Raw genomic sequence first — 16,960 nt, 5'->3', positions numbered from 1 at the left:
CAGGCGAGGTGTGGAACGGGCGTGGTCATCATGAACTCCAGGCATGAATGGACCTCGCTGCGCGTGGTTTGCGTAAGCGTGATCAACGGTTGGGGGTGGGGTAGGGGTCAGTCGCGCAGCCAGGGGATGTCCTGCCGCTGGTAACGGTGTGCGCGGAAGATGGCGTTGTTTTCACCGGGCAGGTAGGCCCGCGAGGCGGCGTCCGGGTAGGCGGCAAAATGCGGGTTGATGTACTCCCACACCACGTCACCGGCGCGGGTCACTTCGAACAGGCGGCCAAAGTTGGCTTCGGTGACCAGCACGTTGCCGTTGTGCAGCGCCTGGGCACCGCCCATGAACGGGCTGAAGAACGCGTAACCGGGGGCATCGGCATACTGCCAGACGATGCGCTGCTCCACCGGGTCGACCTCGATCACGCGCGAATGCGGCATCGACACATGCGGCCGCGAAATGCCGTTGTCGAACACCAGCACGTTGCCGTTTTCCAGCTCGCTGGGGCAATGCTGCTGCGCCACCAGGTCATGGCCCAGGCGCCACAGCACACGGCCGCTGCCGCGCTGCACGCAGATTACCGAAGACACGCTGCGCAGGCTGAGCAGCACCTTGCCATCGCTGGCTGGGGTCACGGCATTGGTCATCGGCCAGTGGTAGCGTTCGAAACAGTCGTGCAGGGGGTAGTCTTCCGGGGCCAGGTGCTCCCAGCTGCGCCACTCCCACAGGAGGTTGCCGGCGCGGTCGACTTCCTTCACCACATCGCCGTAGATGACGCCGCCGGGGGCTTCACTGCCCGGGATGCCGCCCAGCACCCGCTGTGCAACGTGCACTGGCAGCGGTTCGGCGGTGGTGTACAGCAGGTTGCCGTTGGCCAGCCATTGGGCATCGTGGTGGTGCGCAAGGTCGGTGTGCTGCCAGACGATCTCGCCCTCCGGGGTCACCTCGCTGAACTGGCCGCCATGCCACACCGACCAGCCCGGGAAGCGATCTGCCGAGTCCGGGTGGTTGCCGTTGTAGCCCAGGTTGCCGTTGGCCAGCAGTACTGCATCGCGGCCAGGGCGCTGGGGCAGCGCCCAGCTGTGCACTTCGCGGCCTTGCAGGTCGATCAAAAAGACCTTGCCGCCTGCCGTCTGCGGGGCGAACAGGGTGTAGCCGCCAGCGGAGCGTTGTTCGTCCACGGCGATCAGGCCGGTGGCGTGGCGCCGCAGGGTGGTGGTATCGAGTCGTGACATCGGTTTCTCCAGGGTGAGCGCCGCCGTACCGCGTGGGGCGGCAGGCGGGCGAAACGGGTTCAGTGGGCGGTGGGCAGCAGGGCGTTGTAACGCGGGTCGAAGAAGTCGCTGACCTGCACCGGCCGGGGGATCAGGCGGGCCTGGGCGAAGGCATCGGCCAGGCGCTGTTGCAGTGCGCTGACCCGATCATCCAGCGGTACGAAGCGCAGCTGCTGATGGTCGAGCATCTCCTTCACCAACGGCAGTGGTAGCCGCGTGGCCTGCGCCAGCTGCTCGGCCCAGGGCCCGGGGTTGGCGCTGGCCCAGGCCTGTGCCCTGGCCAGGCGCTGGATAAAGTCGCCGACCAGTGCGCGCTGCAGCGGGTCGCCCAGCGAACGCTCACTGGCCAGGGTAAAGTTCAGGCCGGTCTCCGGCCACGGGCTGCCGTCCAGCAAGCGCCGCGCGCCTTGTGCGATGGCCTGGCCAACGAAGGGGTACCACACCGCCCAGGCGTCCAGCTGGCCACCGGCAAAGGCATTCTGCGCGTCCACAGGGCTTGCATACACCACCTCTACATCGCGGCTGCCCAGCCCCGCCTGGGCAAGGGCGGCGAGCAGCAGGTAGTGCCCGCTGGTGCCCTTGGCCACGGCGATGCGCTTGCCCTTGAGGTCGGCTACCTGCTGAACGGTCGAGTCGCCGGGGACCAGCAGGGCATTGTTGTTCTGCGCGCCTTCGGCTGCTGCGACGATACGCACCTGAGCGTGGCCAGCCTGGGCGAAGACGGGTGGGGCGTTGCCCACCACGCCTACGTCGATGGCCCCGGCGTTCAGCGCCTCGAGCAGCGGCGGGCCAGCGACGAAGGGGCGCCAGGCCAGGTGATACGGCAGCGCGCGGTCTTCCCCAGCGGCGCTTAGCAGCGCGCGCGTCAGGCCGCTCTGGTCGCCGACCTTCAGCTGCGCCTCGGCCAGCGCTGCCGGGCTTTGGCCTGCCAGCGCCGAGGGTTCGGCCTGCACCTGGCCTGCGAGCAGCAGGTGGCTGGCCAGCGCACTGAAGAGCAGGGTGTGCAGGCGCTTGGTCAGGCTCGGCTTTGTGTGCATCATTGCGGCTCTCGAATCATCGGACGGCTTGAGTATGTCGAGGCAACCGCTGCGCCACTATGCCAAACACCCCTCCTTTTCTGCCATGGGCTGCCCGCGTACCGTGCTGGTGCTGGCGTTTCCAGGGGCATTGCTGCTCAACGCGGCCGGGCCGCTGGAGGTGTTTGCGGCCGCCGCGCGCGTGCTGGGCGACGCGTTCGCCAGGCAGCCGCCTTACCGGGTGGTGCTGGCGTCGCCGGCAGGCGGGCCGATCGAAAGCATCTCTGGCATCGTCGTGCAAACCCGAGCCCTTGCCGATATCGGTGGCGACGAGGCGGTGGACACACTGATCGTGATCGGCGGCCCTGGCGTTACTGTGGTTGAACAGGACAGCGGTGTGATCGACTGGCTGCGTGCCCGTGTTCCGGCGCTGCGGCGGGTCTGTTCGGTGGGCACGGGGGCCTTCGCCCTGGCCGCGGCAGGGCTGCTGGAGGGGCGGCGGGTGGTCACCCACTGGAAGTTCGCCGATGACCTGCAGCGCAATTACCCCAGCCTGGATGTGGAGCGCAGCGCGCTGTTCCTGCGCGATGAAGGGTTGTGGACCTGCGGCGGCGCCGCAGCAGGCATCGACCTGGGCCTGGCCTTGCTGGAGGAAGACCTAGGCCCCCATGCCGCGCTGGCCCTTGCCCGCTACTTCACCGTGTTCCTGCGCCGCTCTGCAGAACAGTCGCAACTGAGCGCCACCCTCAAGGCCCAGAGCGACGCCCTGCGCACCGACCGGGATCAGCGCCTGGTGCGCCTGCACGCGTGGATGGCAGAGAACCTGGGCGGCGACCTGCGCGTCGAGCGGCTGGCCGAACGCTTCGGCATGAGCCCCCGGCATTTTGCCCGCGCCTATGTTGCAGCCACCGGCGGCACGCCGGCCCAGACCGTCGAAACGCTACGCCTGGAAGCTGCCTGCCGGCTGCTGGAGACCAGCGCCGAGCCCGTCAAGCGCATTGCGGTGTCTACCGGTTTTGGCAACGAAGAGCGTATGCGCCGCAGTTTCCAACGCCAGCTTGGCATCAGCCCGCTGGGTTATCGCTCGCGGGCGCGCACCCGGCAACTGGAAGGGCAGGCGCCAATGCAGGGCCAGACCGGCTACCGTCACGATGAAGCGGTGCTGGTCGGGCTGTCGCGCATTGCCAACTGATCACGGCTGATTCGCGCGACAGGCCACGCGGCCGGTGAACTTGGCCTAAAGTTAGCGGCACGCTAGATGGCGCAATGAAATTATCGAACCAGACCACAACTATTTTCATCGCCGGCTGTCACTTCTCGAAGCCGCCATGATCATCGGTCAGTCGGCATGTCATTTTCAGGAGCGAACCGCACATGGCAGCACTGCAGAACAGCACGTTGGAAGCGATTGTCAGCAATCAGGCGCAACTGCTAGGGGAATGGCTGGCCGCACTCGAAGCCAATGGCGCCACGCGAAATATCCGTGAGCAGGACCTGCGCCAGGAAACACGCGACTTTCTTCAGCTGGTGATCGACGGCCTGCGCAGCGAGTGTGGTACCGAGATTGGTGTTGCGGGCTGGGAGGAAACCCGACGTTTTCTGGAGAAGCTATCTGCCAGCCGTGCGCAGGTCGGCCAAGAGTCACACCAGACTGCCTACTTCATCTTTGCCCTCAAAGGCCCGCTGTTCACGCTGCTGCAGGCGCATTACCGCGAGCAACCGGCGTTGCTGGCCGAGCAGCTCTGGGAAGTTTCGCAGCTGCTCGATGCGTTAGGCCTGCACAGCATCCGCACCTACCAGAAAAACCGTGAGGCGGTGATCAAGCGCCAGCAGGAGGAGCTGCTGGAGCTGTCTACCCCGGTCGTCAAACTGTGGGAGGGCGTACTGGCCCTGCCGCTGATCGGCACGCTCGACTCGCAGCGCAGCCAGACCGTGATGGAATCTTTGCTGCAGCGCATCGTCGACACCGGCTCCGAAATCGCCATCATCGACATCACCGGTGTGCCCACCGTGGATACGCTGGTGGCCCAGCACCTGCTCAAGACCGTGACGGCCATCCGCCTGATGGGCGCCGATTGCATCATCAGCGGCGTGCGCCCGCAGATCGCCCAGACTATCGTGCACCTGGGCCTGGACCTGGGCACGCTGACCACCAAGTCCAACCTGGCCGATGCCCTGAAACTGGCGCTGTCGCGCCTGGGCACCAGCACTGGCGAGCGGGTGTGAGCCGATGGAGCGTATTCCCATTCTGCAAATGGGCGAATTCCTGCTGGTGACCATTCAGGTCGACATGCATGACCAGCTGGCGCTGCGCCTGCAGGACGACCTCACCGACCGGATCGACCAGACCTCGGCCCGTGGCGTGCTGATCGATATCTCCGCCCTGGACATGGTCGATTCGTTCATCGGCCGGATGATCGCCAGCATCTCCGGGCTGTCGCGCATCATGGATGCCGAGACCGTGCTGGTGGGCATGCAGCCGGCGGTGGCGATCACCCTGGTGGAGCTCGGCCTGACCCTGCCCGGGGTCAGCACAGCCCTGAATGTCGACCGTGGCATGAACCTGCTGCGCCAGCGGGTAGGCCGCCCATGACCATTCGCCAAAGTGGCAGCCAACCGGTGCGTATCGAACAGGATGTGGTATTGGCCCGCCAACTCACGCGCAAGGTTGCCAGCGAGTGCGGCATGCGCCTGGTCGACCTGACCAAGCTGGTCACGGCCGTCAGTGAACTGGCCCGCAACACCGTGGTGTACGGTGGTGGCGGCGACATGGACTGGGCGGTGATCGAGGACGCCGGCCGGGTTGGCCTGCGCCTGGTGTTCCGCGACGAAGGGCCGGGTATCGCTGATATCAAGCTGGCCCTCACCGATGGCTGGACTTCAGGCGGTGGCCTGGGCCTGGGCTTGACCGGCGCCAGGCGCCTGGTCGATGAATTCGAACTGGACACCACGCCCGGGCAAGGTACCCGGGTAACGATCACCCGATGGGCCTGAACCTGGCGGCAAGCCTTACCCAGGTCCTGCGGCTCGACGATGCCAGCCAGGTCGGCCACGCCCGCCGCGTGGTGCAGAAGCTCGCCGAGCAGCATGGGTTTGCCACGGCCGATGCCGGCCGGGCGGCCCTCGTCGCAACGGAGCTTGCCAGCAATGTGCTCAAGCACGCCCAGCGCGGTGAACTGCACCTGCGGGTGCTGGCGCATGGCAGCCAGCCTGGGATCGAACTGATCGCGGTGGACCGCGCCCACGGTTTCGACCTGCCCAGTTGCTTGGTCGATGGCTATTCCACCGGGGGCACCCAGGGCATTGGCCTGGGGGCGGTCAGCCGCCTGGCCCAGGTGTTCGATGTGCATGCGGACGCCCAGGGCGCCGTGGTGCTGGCACGCCTTTACCGGCAAGACGACCAGGGCAAGGATGTACGCGTGGGCGTGAGCCACCATTCACTGCATGACGACCCGGCTTGCGGTGACAGCTGGCACGTGACGCTGGACGGTCAGCGCGTGAGCGCCTTGGTGGTCGACGGCCTCGGCCACGGCGAGGAAGCCGAGCGCGCGGCCAGGGCCGGCGTGGATGCGTTCGTGCAGGCGCCTTTCACCCCCCCTCAGCAACTGCTCGGCGAGTTGCACCATGCCATGGGTGGGACCCGCGGCGGGGCTGTGGCGATCGCCCAGTACGACGGGGAACGCGACAGCCTGGCATTCATCGGCATCGGCAATATCGGCGCCACCCTGGTGGGCGGCGACCGCCCGCGGGGCCTGGCCTCGCACCCGGGCATCGTCGGCGGGCAATACCGCAAGGGCCAGGTGTTCGACTACGCTCACTTGAAGGGGCATCTGTTGGTCATGTTCAGTGACGGCCTGCAAACGCGCTGGAACCTGCAAACCTACCCCGGCCTCGCTCACCGCCACCCGGCGGTGATCGCCGCCGTGCTGCACCGCGACTTCTGCCGTGGGCGGGACGATGTGACGGTGCTGGTCATCGATCTGGAGGCCGTGCATGGCTGAGCCAACCCCCGACAGCAGCACCGCGCAGGCCGACGTAGCCCGCCTGCACGCCGAAAACCAGGCCCTGCGCGCCGAACTCGAGGACACCAACCAGGGTGTGCTGGCGCTGTATGCCGAGCTGGACATCCAGGCCGAGCAATTGCGCCAGGCATCGGACCTGAAAAGCCGCTTCCTGTCGTACATGAGCCACGAGTTCCGCACGCCGCTGGGGTCGATCCTGAGCATCACCAGCCTGCTCGCCGACGAGGTGGACGGGCCGTTGAGCAAGGAGCAGCAGTTGCAGGTGGCGTTTATCAGCACCGCGACGCGCGAACTCAGCGACATGGTCGACGACCTGCTCGATCTGGCCAAGATCGAGGCGGGGCGGCTTACCATTTCACCGGCCTGGTTCGACATGCTCGACCTGTTTGCCGCCTTGCGCGGGATGTTCCGCCCGATCGTCGACGCCGGCACGGTCGATCTCATCTTCGAAGAGCCGCAAGGTTTGCCGCAGATGTATACCGATGACAAGAAGCTGGCGCAGATACTGCGTAACTTCATTTCCAACGCACTGAAGTTCACCACCCGTGGTGAAGTGCGGGTGTCGGCGCAGTTGCATGGCAGCAACCAGGTCCGTTTTGCGGTGAGCGACACCGGCATCGGCATTGCGCCCGAACTGCTTGGCGGGCTGTTCGAAGACTTCGCCCAGCTCGACTCGCCCCTGCAGAAACGCCTGCGCGGCACCGGCCTGGGGCTTTCGCTGTGCAAGCGCTTCGCCGCGTTGTTGGGTGGCGAGGTGGGCGTGGAGAGCGCGCCCGGCGTTGGCTCGTCATTCTTCGTCACTCTCCCGCTGGCACTGGCCCCCGAGGCGCGCACTGATGAACCCTGACATCCGCCTGCTGATCGTCGACGACAACGCCGCCACGCGCTATGCCCTGCGCCGGCGCCTGGCGCTGCATGACTATCAGGTTCTGGAGGCTGGAACCGGGGGTGATGGCCTGGCCTTGATCCGCAGCGAACCGATCGATGCGCTCATCCTCGACGTCAATTTGCCCGACATGAGTGGCTTCGATATCGTCAGGTTGCTGCGGGCAGACCCGGCGACCGCCTTGCTGCCGGTGATTCACGTGTCGGCGGCGTCGATCCAGAGCGGCGATATCATTACTGGCCTGGATGCCGGGGCCGACGCTTACCTGGTGCACCCGGTGGATGCCGACGTGCTGGTGGCGACCCTGCGTACCCTGTTGCGGGTGCGCGATACCGAGCGGGCGCTGCGTGACAGCGAGGCCCGGTTTCGTGAGATCTTCAGCAATGTCTCTGCGCCCATCGCCGTGCTCGATGCCGGGCTCAAGGTGCATGAGTGCAACCAGGCGTTCGCCCAGCTGATCCAGGACAACCGCAACCCCGAAGCGCTGCAGGAGTGCTTCGGCGCCGACCAGCAGGCCGCCATCGCCGCCTTGCGCCGCCATGTAGCGGATGGTCAGCGCTGGCGCGGCAACCTGGGCATGACCGTGAGCGGCCAGCCACGGGACACCGAATGGCAGCTTTCGCCTTACCGCGCGCCGGGGCTGTGCCTGGTGTTCGTCGAGGATGTCACCGAACACCGCCACCGTGAGCGCTCGCACCTGGCGCGTCTGGACGATGCCAATACCCAGCTGGCCCGCGAAGTGGCGCAGCGTGCGCGGACCGAGGCGCAACTGTTGCAACTGCAGAAGATGGACGCCCTGGGCAGCCTCACCGGAGGCATCGCCCACGACTTCAACAACCTGCTCACCGGCATCATCACCAGCCTTGAACTGATTCGCAAACGCGTGGCGCAGAACCGTGTGGAAAAAGTCCCAAGCTACGCCGACGCGGCCCTCAGCTCGGCCATGAGCGCCGCGTCACTGACCCATCGGATGCTCGCCTTCGCCCGGCAACAACCGTTGGACACGCGCCCGGTGGACATCAACGACCGTGTACGGTCGCTGGAAGAGCTGCTTACCCGTACCATCGGCGAGCGCATCGTGCTGGCCCTCACCCTTTCCAGCGAGCCGACCATTGCCCTGGTCGACCCGATCCAGCTGGAGAGCGCGGTGCTCAACCTGGTGATCAACGCCCGCGATGCCTTGGCCAAGGGCGGGCGTATCTGGGTGACCACCGCCGCTACCTGGTCACACGGTGACCCCAACCTGCAGGACGGCCCGTATGTTGCGGTCACGGTGCGCGATGACGGCTGTGGCATCGAGCCTGAGCTGCTGGAAAAGGTGTTCGACCCGTTCTTCACCACCAAGCCGGTGGGGCAGGGCACGGGGCTGGGGCTGTCGACCATCTACGGCTTCGCTCGCCAGTCCGGCGGCCATGTGGCATTGCGCAGCGTTGTCGGGCAGGGCACTGAAGTGACCTTGCTGTTGCCGGCCAGCAACCAGCAGGAGGCCCGTGAGGAGCGCGGGCCACAGCTCGACCAGCAGGGTGGCGGCGAACATGTGCTGGTGGTCGAGGACATGGCCTCGGTGCGGCTGTCGGTGGCCGAGGTGCTGGCCGATGCCGGTTATCGCTGTACCCTGGCCGACACCATCGAGCGGGCGCTGGACCACCTGCGCGAAGACCCGAGCATCGAGCTGCTGCTGACCGATGTCGGCCTGCCCGGCATCAGTGGCCGAGAGTTGGCCGACATGGCGCGAACCTACCGGCCGGGGCTTCCGGTGCTGTTCATGACCGGTTACGCCGAGACGGCGCTGGATCGCCAGGCCTTCCTCGACACGGGCATGGACCTGTTGATCAAGCCGTTCCAGACCAGCGAACTGCTCGCCAAGGTCGGGCGCACGCTGGGCCTGGTGAGTTGACCCGATGGAACTGCCGCAGTCTTGGATGAGTCGCAGTCTTGAACCCGACAAAAAAGGATGTTGGCAATGAAAGCGATGACTCGACTGTTTACCGGCCTGGCTCTGGTCGGTGCACTGGGCGCTTCCGCTGCCTGGGCAGACCAGCCCGGCGCTGATTGGAAGGTCACCAAGGACCAGGCCGAAGCCACATTGAAGGGCGCCGGCTACACCCAGATCACCAAGATCGAAGCCGATGACGGGCACTGGGAGGGCGAGGGCCTGAAGGCTGATGGCAAGCAATACGAGTTTCAGGTAGACCCGCACAACGGCACCATCATCAAAGACGAGCTGGATCGCTGATGCGGTAAACGAGCTGTGCTGTTACTGGGGCCGCAAAGCGGCCCCAGCCTTTTTGTTGCCGGTCGCGCACCAGTAACCCCCACGCAAGCTCTTGGTGCGACAGCTACCGGTCGCCGATCACTCTCAATGAACTCCACGCCCATGCGCCACGTCACCCGTGTGAGAGGCACACATTCCGGCAGCCGCCGGATGACCACTTGCGAGGGACATGACCATGGAACGCGAGCAAAACTCAGCATCGCCCCCCAGCGATACCCAGGAGCACCTGCACGCCATTACCGACGAAGCGGGCGCGCTGCTGAACGAGGCGAAGGCGCAAGGCACCGAGCAGTTCGAACACTACCGTGACACCGCCGCCGAGCAGCTGGACTCATTGAAGCAGGGCGCGCAGTCAGCAGCCTCTGCACTGGAAGGCAACGACTCGTTGGGGCTTTCCCAATACCTGGGCCAGGCCGCTGAATACATCGGCAGCTTTGCCGAGCAGATCCGCCACGAGAGTGCTGAGGACCTGCTGCACAGAGGTTCGCGCCTGGCGCGGGACAACCCTGCGCTGTTCCTGGCCGGCAGCGTGGCCGTCGGTTTCGCCTTGTCGCGGTTCCTGCGTGCCAGCGCCAGCCATGTACCGGCCGCCACCTCCCCAGCCACGGCCTATGGTGCCAGCGAGCCCTACCACAGCACGGCGCCCCAGCCCGACCGCGCCAGCGACGTGGCCACCCACAAACCCTATACCCCGGTCGACCCGGTCGGCATGGGCGCCGGAACCTTGGTAAGCGGCGGGCCCCTGGACCGCGATCCGCTCAAAGGAGGTGAATGATGAACAAGGACCCGCTACAAGCCACCCCCCCGCTGCACACCCCCATCGAAGACGCCGTGGGTGTCGGTAGCCTGCTGCGTCAACTGATGCGTGAAGTACCCGAGCTCTTTACCAAGGAGCTGGCGCTGGCCAAGGCAGAGCTGCAGCACAACCTCAATACCCTGAAAGCGGGCACCGCTGCCGTGGCGGCAGGCGCGATCGTGCTGCTGGCGGGCTTCATCATCGTGCTGCTGGCTGCGGTGTATGCCTTGGCCATGGTCGTCGCGCCCTGGCTGGCCGCGTTGATCGTGGGTGCCATTACCATGATCGTCGGCTTCGTCATGCTGCAGTCGGGCAAGAAACAGTTCGAACCCGGCCAACTGGCCCCGGATCGCACGCTGCATGCCATGCAGCAGGACAAGGACGCGCTGAAGAGGAAACTGCCATGAATACCTCCTTCGAACATGACACGCACAAGGACCCGGACGTGCTCGAGCAGGAAATCAACGCCAAGCGTGAGCACATCAGTGACCTGGTCGATGCCCTCGAACAACGCCTGAGCCCGGGCCAGCTGATGGACCAGATGCTCGCTTACACCAAGGGTAATGGCGGCGAATTCTTCCATAACCTGGGCACGACGCTTAAGAACAATCCGGTGCCGACGACCCTGACGGTACTGGGGCTGGCCTGGCTGGGCCTTAATCAGAACCGCCCGTTCAACCCCGGCCCGGCGCATACCGGGCCGGGTATGGGTGAAAAGCTTGGCGAGGCGGTCGACGCGGTAAAAGGCGCCTTTGCCCATGCGGGTGAAGCGCTGCATGATGCCGGTCGCAGCGTGAGCGGCAAAGCCCATGACCTGCGGGACCGGGCGGGTGACATTGGCCGAGGTGCTCGGGATTCGGTCGAGGGCTCGGCTGACAGCCTGCGCGGTGCAGCCGATCAGGTCAGTGCACAAGCCACGGCATTGAAAGGCCAGTTCGATCATCTGCTCAAAGAGCAACCGTTGGTGCTGGCCGCCCTGGGCATTGCCTTGGGCGCAGCGCTTGGGGCGGCGCTGCCTGGCACCCGCAAGGAAGACCAACTGATGGGCGCCAGCAGTGACCGTTTGACCGATACCTTGAAAGCCAAGGGCGAGCAAGCCAAGCAGGCGGTCAAGGAAACGGTGAAGGAAGCGACGGCCAAAGAAGCGCCCAGCGGGACCCACAGGGCAGGGGATTCGGACCTGTCTGCGGGCCTGGGCTTCCCTTCCTGAAGCGCCAACGTGTGCTCGCCCCGGTTGCATCAGCGACTGGGGCGAGCACCCCGCTGTTGATACCGCGCCAGAATGGGCTGCACGCTGAGCCCGTGCACCGCTATGCTCAGCGCCACCACCGACAGTGTGAGGTTGGTGCTGGACGCCGCGACGTCCGGCGGCAATTGGTGGTTGAGCGCGTAGAACAAGTAGTACAGGCTGCCGATCCCGCGTATCCCAAACCACCCCAGCATGCCGCGCTGACGCACGTCCAGCAGCCCGCCGAAAGGCAGTACCAAGGTGCTGAGTGGCCGGATCAGCACGAACAGCGCCCCAGCGACCCACAACGCCCGCCAGTCCCAGTGCTCAAGCAAGACCACGCCGAGCAAGGTGACCAGAAACACCTCCATCGCACGCTCCACCAGACCGCCGAACGAAAGCATGTCGCCGAGCATGATGCCCGCCGCCACTTGCGTGTCTTCCAGGTCGGCAACATCGCCTTTTATCGCATGCTCGGGGGCCACGTGCTGATGGCCAACCACCGGCTGCACCAGGTGCTCGGCGGGCTCGTGCGGCTCGGGGGTGGAGTGGACTTCGGCTTGCCTCAAGCCCAGGCCTGCGGCGAACACGGCGAGAAAACCGTAGCCATGGATTAGGTCGGCGAGCACATAGGCCATCGCAATGAGGGCCAGCGCCAGGTAATCGTTGGGCGAAACGGTGCTGTCGTCGTGCCGGGTGCGCAGGTACAGGGCAAAATACCCAAGCCCGCGCCCCATCCAGTAGCCACACAGCAGCCCGGCGGGCACGGCCCACAACAGGTCCTGGACTAGCCAGTCCATGAGCCATTGTTCGCCTGCGGTGTTCTGCAGCAGCAACAGGCCCAGGATCACGAACGGGAAGGCCACGCCATCATTGAGGCCCGCTTCGCCAGACAAACTGAAGCGCACGCGGTCGTAGTCTTGCGCGTCGTTGACCTGCACCAGCGTCGCCAGCACCGGGTCGGTGGGGGCGAGAATCGCGCCAATCAACAGCGATAACCCCCAATTCATGTGCAACCCGTAATGCAGCAACACGCTGACCCCACCGATGCACATCAGCATCAGCGGTCCGGCCAGCATCGACGCAATCCGCCAGTTGCGGCTACGTAACGGCAGCCGCAGCTTCAACCCGCTGACAAACAGGGAAAACAGCACGGCGACTTCGGTGAGGTGCTCGATCCAGCCGCTGGCCTTGGCCAGATCCAGTTGCAGCAGGCCCAACCCGCTCGGGCCCAAGGCGATGCCCAGCGCCAGGCACACCACCGAGGTGGTGACCGGCACCCAGCGCAGGTAGGAGGCGGTCAGCGCCAGCAGCAACAGCACTGCGCCGAGCATGGCGACCCAGACAATAAAGCTCATGTGTGCAGTTGCCTCCGCGCAATCGGGCGCCGGGCCTGTAGTTCAGACGCCACCCGGCCAGTAGCCGTTCCGCTGGCGGGGCCACCGCCGGTCAGCCGCCCTATAGCACCTTGTCGAGGGTGACCGGGAACTCCCTCACGCGTTTGCCGGTGGCATGGTAGATGGCATTGGCAACTGCGGCCGCGACGCCGACGATGCCGATTTCGCCCACCCCTTTGGAGCCCAGTTCGTTGACGATGTGGTCGTTTTCTTCAACGAATATCACCTCGATGTCCGCGATATCGGCATGCACCGGCACGTGGTATTCGGCCAGGTTGTGGTTGAGGAACCGACCTAGCTGGTGGTCGGTTTGGGTTTCTTCCTGCAGCGCCATGCCCAAGCCCCACACCACGCCGCCGAGAATCTGGCTGCGGGCGGTCTTCGGGTTGACCACGCGGCCCGCTGCCACCGCGCTGACCACCTTTGTCACTTTGATGGTGCCAAGGTCCTCATCGACCTGGACCTCGACGAACACCGCCGAATGGGTGGCCGTGGCGTATGGCTCACGCTTGGCGCTGGGCTCGGCGGTAACCTGTACCTCGAGGGCACCGTCTGCAGACCCGGCGACGATATCGGCGATAGCGATACGGTGTTGGCCAGCCTGCAGGAACCCGTCGCCGAAGTTTATTGCCTGCGCCGGCGTTGCAGCGATTGCGGGGAAGGCCTGGCGTGCCAGCGCCAGCACCTGGGTGCGCAGGGCCAGGCAGGCCTGGCGCACGGCGGAGCCCACCGAAGACACGGTGAACGACCCACCTTGCAAAGGCGCTGTCGGCAGTGAAGAGTCGCCCAGGACGAAGGTCACGTCCTGCACCATGACGCCGGCAGCATCCGCCGCGATCTGGGTCATCACGGTGTAGGTGCCGGTGCCGATGTCGGTAGTGGCGCTGCTGACGGTCAGTTTGCCCTGGCGGTCGATGCGGGCCTTGGCGCTGGCCTTCATCTGCATCGCTTCCCAGACACCGCCGGCCATCCCCCAGCCAATCAGCTGGTTGCCGGTGCGCATGCTGCGCGGCTGCGGTGTACGCGCGCCCCAGCCGAACCGTGCGGCGCCCTGGTCGTAACAGGCCAGCAGTTCCTTGCTGGAATACGGTTTGCCTTCATTGCCATTGCTGGCGGCGAAATTGGTGCGACGCAGTTCGATTGGGTCGAGGTTCGCGGCACACGCCAGCTCATCCATCGCGCACTCAAGGGCGATCACGCCACTCGCGGCGCCCGGCGCACGCATGTCCAGCGGCGTGTACACATCCAGCGGGGCCAGGCGGTAGCTCAGCGCCACGTTGTCGCACTGGTAGAGCATGCCGCTCCATTCCACCAAGTGCTCGGTGAAGTCTTCGAAGCGCGAGGTCTGGCCGATGGCATCGTGGGCAATCGCCAGCAGCTTGCCCTGCGCGGTTGCGCCCAGCCGGACCCGTTGCCGGGTGCGTGGGCGGTAGCCAAAGGTGAACATCTGCTGGCGGGTCAGGGTTACGCGTACCGAGCGTTTCAGGTGCAGGGCTGCCATCACGGCCAAGGGCAGCTGGTACTGCGGGCGCAGCCCCGAGCCGAAGGCACCGCCGACGAACGCGGCGAGGATCCTGAGCTTGTCTTTGGGCAGGCCGAACACCTTGTGCAGGTAGTCCTGGCAATTTTGCGTGCCTTGGGTTTTGTCATGGATCTCAAGCGCGCCGTCGGCTTTGTAGAACACCGTGGAGGCATGGGGCTCCATGGGGTTATGGTGCTCGTTGGGCGTGTCGTAGGTTGCGTCGAGCTGTACGGCCGCCTTCGCATACTGCCCGGCGAAATCGCCACGGGGCTTCGGGGTTTCAGCAGGGGCAGGGTGGGCTTGGTCGAGCACGGCATGCAAGTCCGTCTGGTGGCCTTCCTGGTCATAGTCGATGCGGATCAACGAGCCGGCATGCCGCGCCAGTTCCAGGCTCTCGGCGACCACCAGCGCCAGCGGTTGCCCGCTGTAGAGGACGCGGTCATTGAACAGGGGGCGCAACGGCGAACCTTCGGCGGCGTCGGCATCGCTGTAATCGTCGTCATAGCTGGAAATCCGCGGCCGATTGGCGTGGTGCAGCACCGCGATCACCCCCGGCACGTTCAACGCCTGCGCGGTGTCGATGCTGCGTACTCGGCCGCAGGCGATGGTGCTCGAAACCACACTGCCGTACAGCAACCCAGGCTCGGGATACTCACCGGCGTAGCGTGCCTTGCCCGTCACTTTGGCCACCCCATCCACACGGTCGAGGGGCGTGCCCACTACAGTTTTCATTCGGTTCATGGGGCTGTCCTGCAGGTGCTGGCGCCGGCCGCGGCTTCTGTGAGCGCACGGACGATCGCGCGTTTGCCGAGGGCTACCTTGAAAGCGTTGTGCTTGAGCGGCGTTGCCTGTTGCAGCAATGCGTCGGCCGCACGTGCGAACAGCGCGGGCGACACCGCCTGGCCTTTTAATGTCGCTTCGACGGCCTCGTTTCGCCAGGGTTTGTGCGCGACACCCCCTAGCGCTACACGAGCGTCCTGGATCACGTCGCCGTCGAGTTTGAGCGCGGCAGCCACCGACACCAGTGCGAAGGCGTAGGAGGCGCGGTCACGAATCTTCAGGTAACGGTAATGCGTTTCGAACGCTGGGGGCGGCAGCTCGATACCGGTAATCAGTTCATCAGCGCTCAACTGGTTGTCGCGCTCGGGCGTGTCACCCGGTAGCCGGTGAAATTCGGCGAAGGGGATGCGCCGCTGCCCAGCCCGGCCCTCCACGTGGACCACGGCATCCAGCGCGGCCAAGGCAACACACATGTCCGAGGGGTGCGTGGCCACGCAGCTGTCGCTGGCGCCCAGAATGGCATGTATCCGGTTGAGGCCTGTGCGCGCAGGGCAGCCGCTGCCCGGCTCACGTTTGTTGCAGGGCGTACCGGTGTCGTAGAAGTAGTAGCAGCGGGTACGTTGCAGCAGGTTGCCGCCGGTGCTGGCCATGTTGCGCAACTGGGGCGAGGCGCCCGCGAGGATGGCCTGCGACAGCAGCGGGTAGCGCTGCTCGATCAAGGGGTGCCAGGCCAGGTCAGCGTTGCTGACCAGGGCGCCGATCATTACGCCGCCGCTTGAGGTCTGCTCGATGCCGTTCAACGCCAGGGCGGTGATGTCGATCAGGCGGGTGGGGCTCACCACGTTTTCCTTCATCAGGTCGACGAGGTTGGTACCCCCGGCAATGAAGCGCGAGGCCTGGTCTGCCAGATTGACCGCTTCGCTGACAGAAGACGGCTTGTGGTAACTGAAGGGGGTCATGGCTGCGACCCTCCTTGCGGCTCGCGCTCATCGGGCATCAGCGGCAGGGCCTCTTCCACGGCGGCAACGATGTTGTTGTAGGCGCCGCAGCGGCACAGGTTGCCGCTCATCAGCTCGCGAATGGCTTCACGCGTGTGGGCCCGGCCTTCGCGGGCAAGGCCGATGGCCGAGCAGATCTGCCCTGGGGTGCAGTACCCGCACTGGAAGGCGTCGTGGGTAATGAAGGCCTGTTGCATCGGGTGAAGTTGCTCACCCTCGGCCAGCCCCTCTACGGTAACCAGCTCGGCGCCGTCGCACATCACGGCGAGGGTCAGGCAGGCATTGATACGCTTGCCGTCGCGCAGCACAGTGCAGGCACCGCATTGCCCATGGTCGCAGCCCTTTTTGCTGCCGATCAGGTCAAGCTGCTCGCGCAGCAGGTCGAGCAACGTCGTCCACGGCTGGACCTGAAGCGACCGGGGGACGCCGTTGAGTGTCAGGCTGATGGCATGCCCATCGACGCCCGCTTGGGAGTTCGTGCTCATGGAAACCTCACGGTCAGGAATGCATCGCGCAGTCGGCTGCGTCTATTTGCTGCGACCGGAGGTGTTTGGCAAACGTTCAGGTTTTATCGGCGGGCGACCAGACCTGCTGCGCAATGCAAACGTACCCGTCGAACAGCAGCCGCGCCGTGCGCACCAGGCCGCAACGGCCGATCGCGCCGCGCTTGCCTTGAGACTTTCAGCGCCCTTGAGATCGAGCGCCGCCCGCGCGGCGCTTCGCGGGGCAAGCCCGCTCCCACATTTGTTGCAACGCGCCGTTCCAGTCAGGCCAT

General features: G+C 65.6%; 18 protein-coding genes. 12 read left to right on the top strand and 6 right to left on the bottom strand.

All coding sequences use genetic code 11. The features are described from left to right. Window positions 1–107: 107 nt before the first annotated feature. Both ACFY68_RS16525 and ACFY68_RS16520 read right to left on the bottom strand, forming a co-directional pair. Entirely contained in the window at window positions 108–1,226 is a 1,119-nt protein-coding gene (locus ACFY68_RS16525; protein WP_387529276.1) for an aryl-sulfate sulfotransferase, read from the bottom strand. Between the two features lie 59 nt (window positions 1,227–1,285). Then, entirely contained in the window at window positions 1,286–2,305 is a 1,020-nt protein-coding gene (locus ACFY68_RS16520; RefSeq protein ID WP_387529273.1) for an ABC transporter substrate-binding protein, read from the bottom strand. Between the two features lie 31 nt (window positions 2,306–2,336). On the opposite strand from ACFY68_RS16520, the gene ACFY68_RS16515 reads away from it, so the two are divergent. From ACFY68_RS16515 to ACFY68_RS16465, 11 genes are all read left to right on the top strand, one after another. Beyond that, a complete protein-coding gene (locus tag ACFY68_RS16515) occupies window positions 2,337–3,473 on the top strand; it encodes a GlxA family transcriptional regulator (RefSeq protein WP_387529270.1) in 1,137 nt (378 codons plus the stop codon). A gap of 182 nt (window positions 3,474–3,655) precedes the next feature. Then, window positions 3,656–4,507 (top strand): STAS domain-containing protein, encoded by an 852-nt coding sequence (locus ACFY68_RS16510; RefSeq protein WP_387529267.1) that lies wholly within the window; start codon window positions 3,656–3,658, stop codon window positions 4,505–4,507. 4 nt (window positions 4,508–4,511) lie between these two features. After that, complete coding sequence (locus tag ACFY68_RS16505; RefSeq protein ID WP_346614388.1) at window positions 4,512–4,874, top strand: STAS domain-containing protein; 363 nt, start codon at window positions 4,512–4,514, stop codon at window positions 4,872–4,874. After that, window positions 4,871–5,275, top strand: coding sequence for an ATP-binding protein (locus tag ACFY68_RS16500; protein ID WP_387529264.1), 405 nt, complete (start codon window positions 4,871–4,873; stop codon window positions 5,273–5,275). Before ACFY68_RS16505 ends, ACFY68_RS16500 begins: the two co-directional genes overlap by 4 nt. Next, window positions 5,266–6,282, top strand: a complete 1,017-nt coding sequence (locus ACFY68_RS16495) for an ATP-binding protein (RefSeq protein ID WP_387529261.1) — start codon at window positions 5,266–5,268, stop codon at window positions 6,280–6,282. The genes ACFY68_RS16500 and ACFY68_RS16495 overlap by 10 nt, the downstream gene beginning before the upstream one ends. Beyond that, window positions 6,275–7,150, top strand: a complete 876-nt coding sequence (locus ACFY68_RS16490) for a sensor histidine kinase (protein ID WP_387529258.1) — start codon at window positions 6,275–6,277, stop codon at window positions 7,148–7,150. Before ACFY68_RS16495 ends, ACFY68_RS16490 begins: the two co-directional genes overlap by 8 nt. Beyond that, the gene (locus ACFY68_RS16485) at window positions 7,140–9,086 is read left to right on the top strand and encodes a response regulator (RefSeq protein ID WP_387529255.1); all 1,947 of its coding nucleotides are present in this window, start codon (window positions 7,140–7,142) and stop codon (window positions 9,084–9,086) included. Before ACFY68_RS16490 ends, ACFY68_RS16485 begins: the two co-directional genes overlap by 11 nt. A 66-nt stretch (window positions 9,087–9,152) precedes the next feature. Beyond that, complete coding sequence (locus ACFY68_RS16480) at window positions 9,153–9,425, top strand: PepSY domain-containing protein (protein ID WP_346614383.1); 273 nt, start codon at window positions 9,153–9,155, stop codon at window positions 9,423–9,425. Window positions 9,426–9,639: 214 nt separating this feature from the next. Next, on the top strand, window positions 9,640–10,239 hold the full coding sequence (locus tag ACFY68_RS16475) for a hypothetical protein (RefSeq protein WP_387529252.1): 600 nt from the start codon (window positions 9,640–9,642) through the stop codon (window positions 10,237–10,239). Continuing rightward, a complete protein-coding gene (locus ACFY68_RS16470) occupies window positions 10,239–10,667 on the top strand; it encodes a phage holin family protein (RefSeq protein ID WP_387529249.1) in 429 nt (142 codons plus the stop codon). The genes ACFY68_RS16475 and ACFY68_RS16470 overlap by 1 nt, the downstream gene beginning before the upstream one ends. After that, window positions 10,664–11,470, top strand: a complete 807-nt coding sequence (locus ACFY68_RS16465) for a DUF3618 domain-containing protein (protein ID WP_387529246.1) — start codon at window positions 10,664–10,666, stop codon at window positions 11,468–11,470. Before ACFY68_RS16470 ends, ACFY68_RS16465 begins: the two co-directional genes overlap by 4 nt. A gap of 29 nt (window positions 11,471–11,499) precedes the next feature. On the opposite strand, the gene ACFY68_RS16460 is transcribed toward ACFY68_RS16465, so the two are convergent. From ACFY68_RS16460 to ACFY68_RS16445, 4 genes are all read right to left on the bottom strand, one after another. Next, window positions 11,500–12,846, bottom strand: coding sequence for a cation:proton antiporter (locus ACFY68_RS16460; RefSeq protein ID WP_387529244.1), 1,347 nt, complete (start codon window positions 12,844–12,846; stop codon window positions 11,500–11,502). 100 nt (window positions 12,847–12,946) lie between these two features. Then, window positions 12,947–15,148, bottom strand: coding sequence for a xanthine dehydrogenase family protein molybdopterin-binding subunit (locus ACFY68_RS16455; protein ID WP_387529241.1), 2,202 nt, complete (start codon window positions 15,146–15,148; stop codon window positions 12,947–12,949). After that, on the bottom strand, window positions 15,145–16,146 hold the full coding sequence (locus ACFY68_RS16450; protein WP_387529238.1) for an FAD binding domain-containing protein: 1,002 nt from the start codon (window positions 16,144–16,146) through the stop codon (window positions 15,145–15,147). Before ACFY68_RS16450 ends, ACFY68_RS16455 begins: the two co-directional genes overlap by 4 nt. Continuing rightward, the gene (locus ACFY68_RS16445; protein ID WP_387529235.1) at window positions 16,143–16,670 is read right to left on the bottom strand and encodes a (2Fe-2S)-binding protein; all 528 of its coding nucleotides are present in this window, start codon (window positions 16,668–16,670) and stop codon (window positions 16,143–16,145) included. Before ACFY68_RS16445 ends, ACFY68_RS16450 begins: the two co-directional genes overlap by 4 nt. On the opposite strand from ACFY68_RS16445, the gene ACFY68_RS16440 reads away from it, so the two are divergent. Further along, the coding region (locus tag ACFY68_RS16440; RefSeq protein ID WP_387529232.1) for a hypothetical protein at window positions 16,669–16,960 on the top strand (292 nt) is incomplete at its 3' end. The genes ACFY68_RS16445 and ACFY68_RS16440 overlap by 2 nt on opposite strands.

This window comes from Pseudomonas sp. NPDC012596 (assembly GCF_042902325.1).
In the GTDB taxonomy this organism is placed as follows: domain Bacteria; phylum Pseudomonadota; class Gammaproteobacteria; order Pseudomonadales; family Pseudomonadaceae; genus Aquipseudomonas.
The sequence above is the reverse complement of the archived record's forward strand: the minus strand, read 5'-3'. Positions and strand labels throughout refer to the sequence as shown.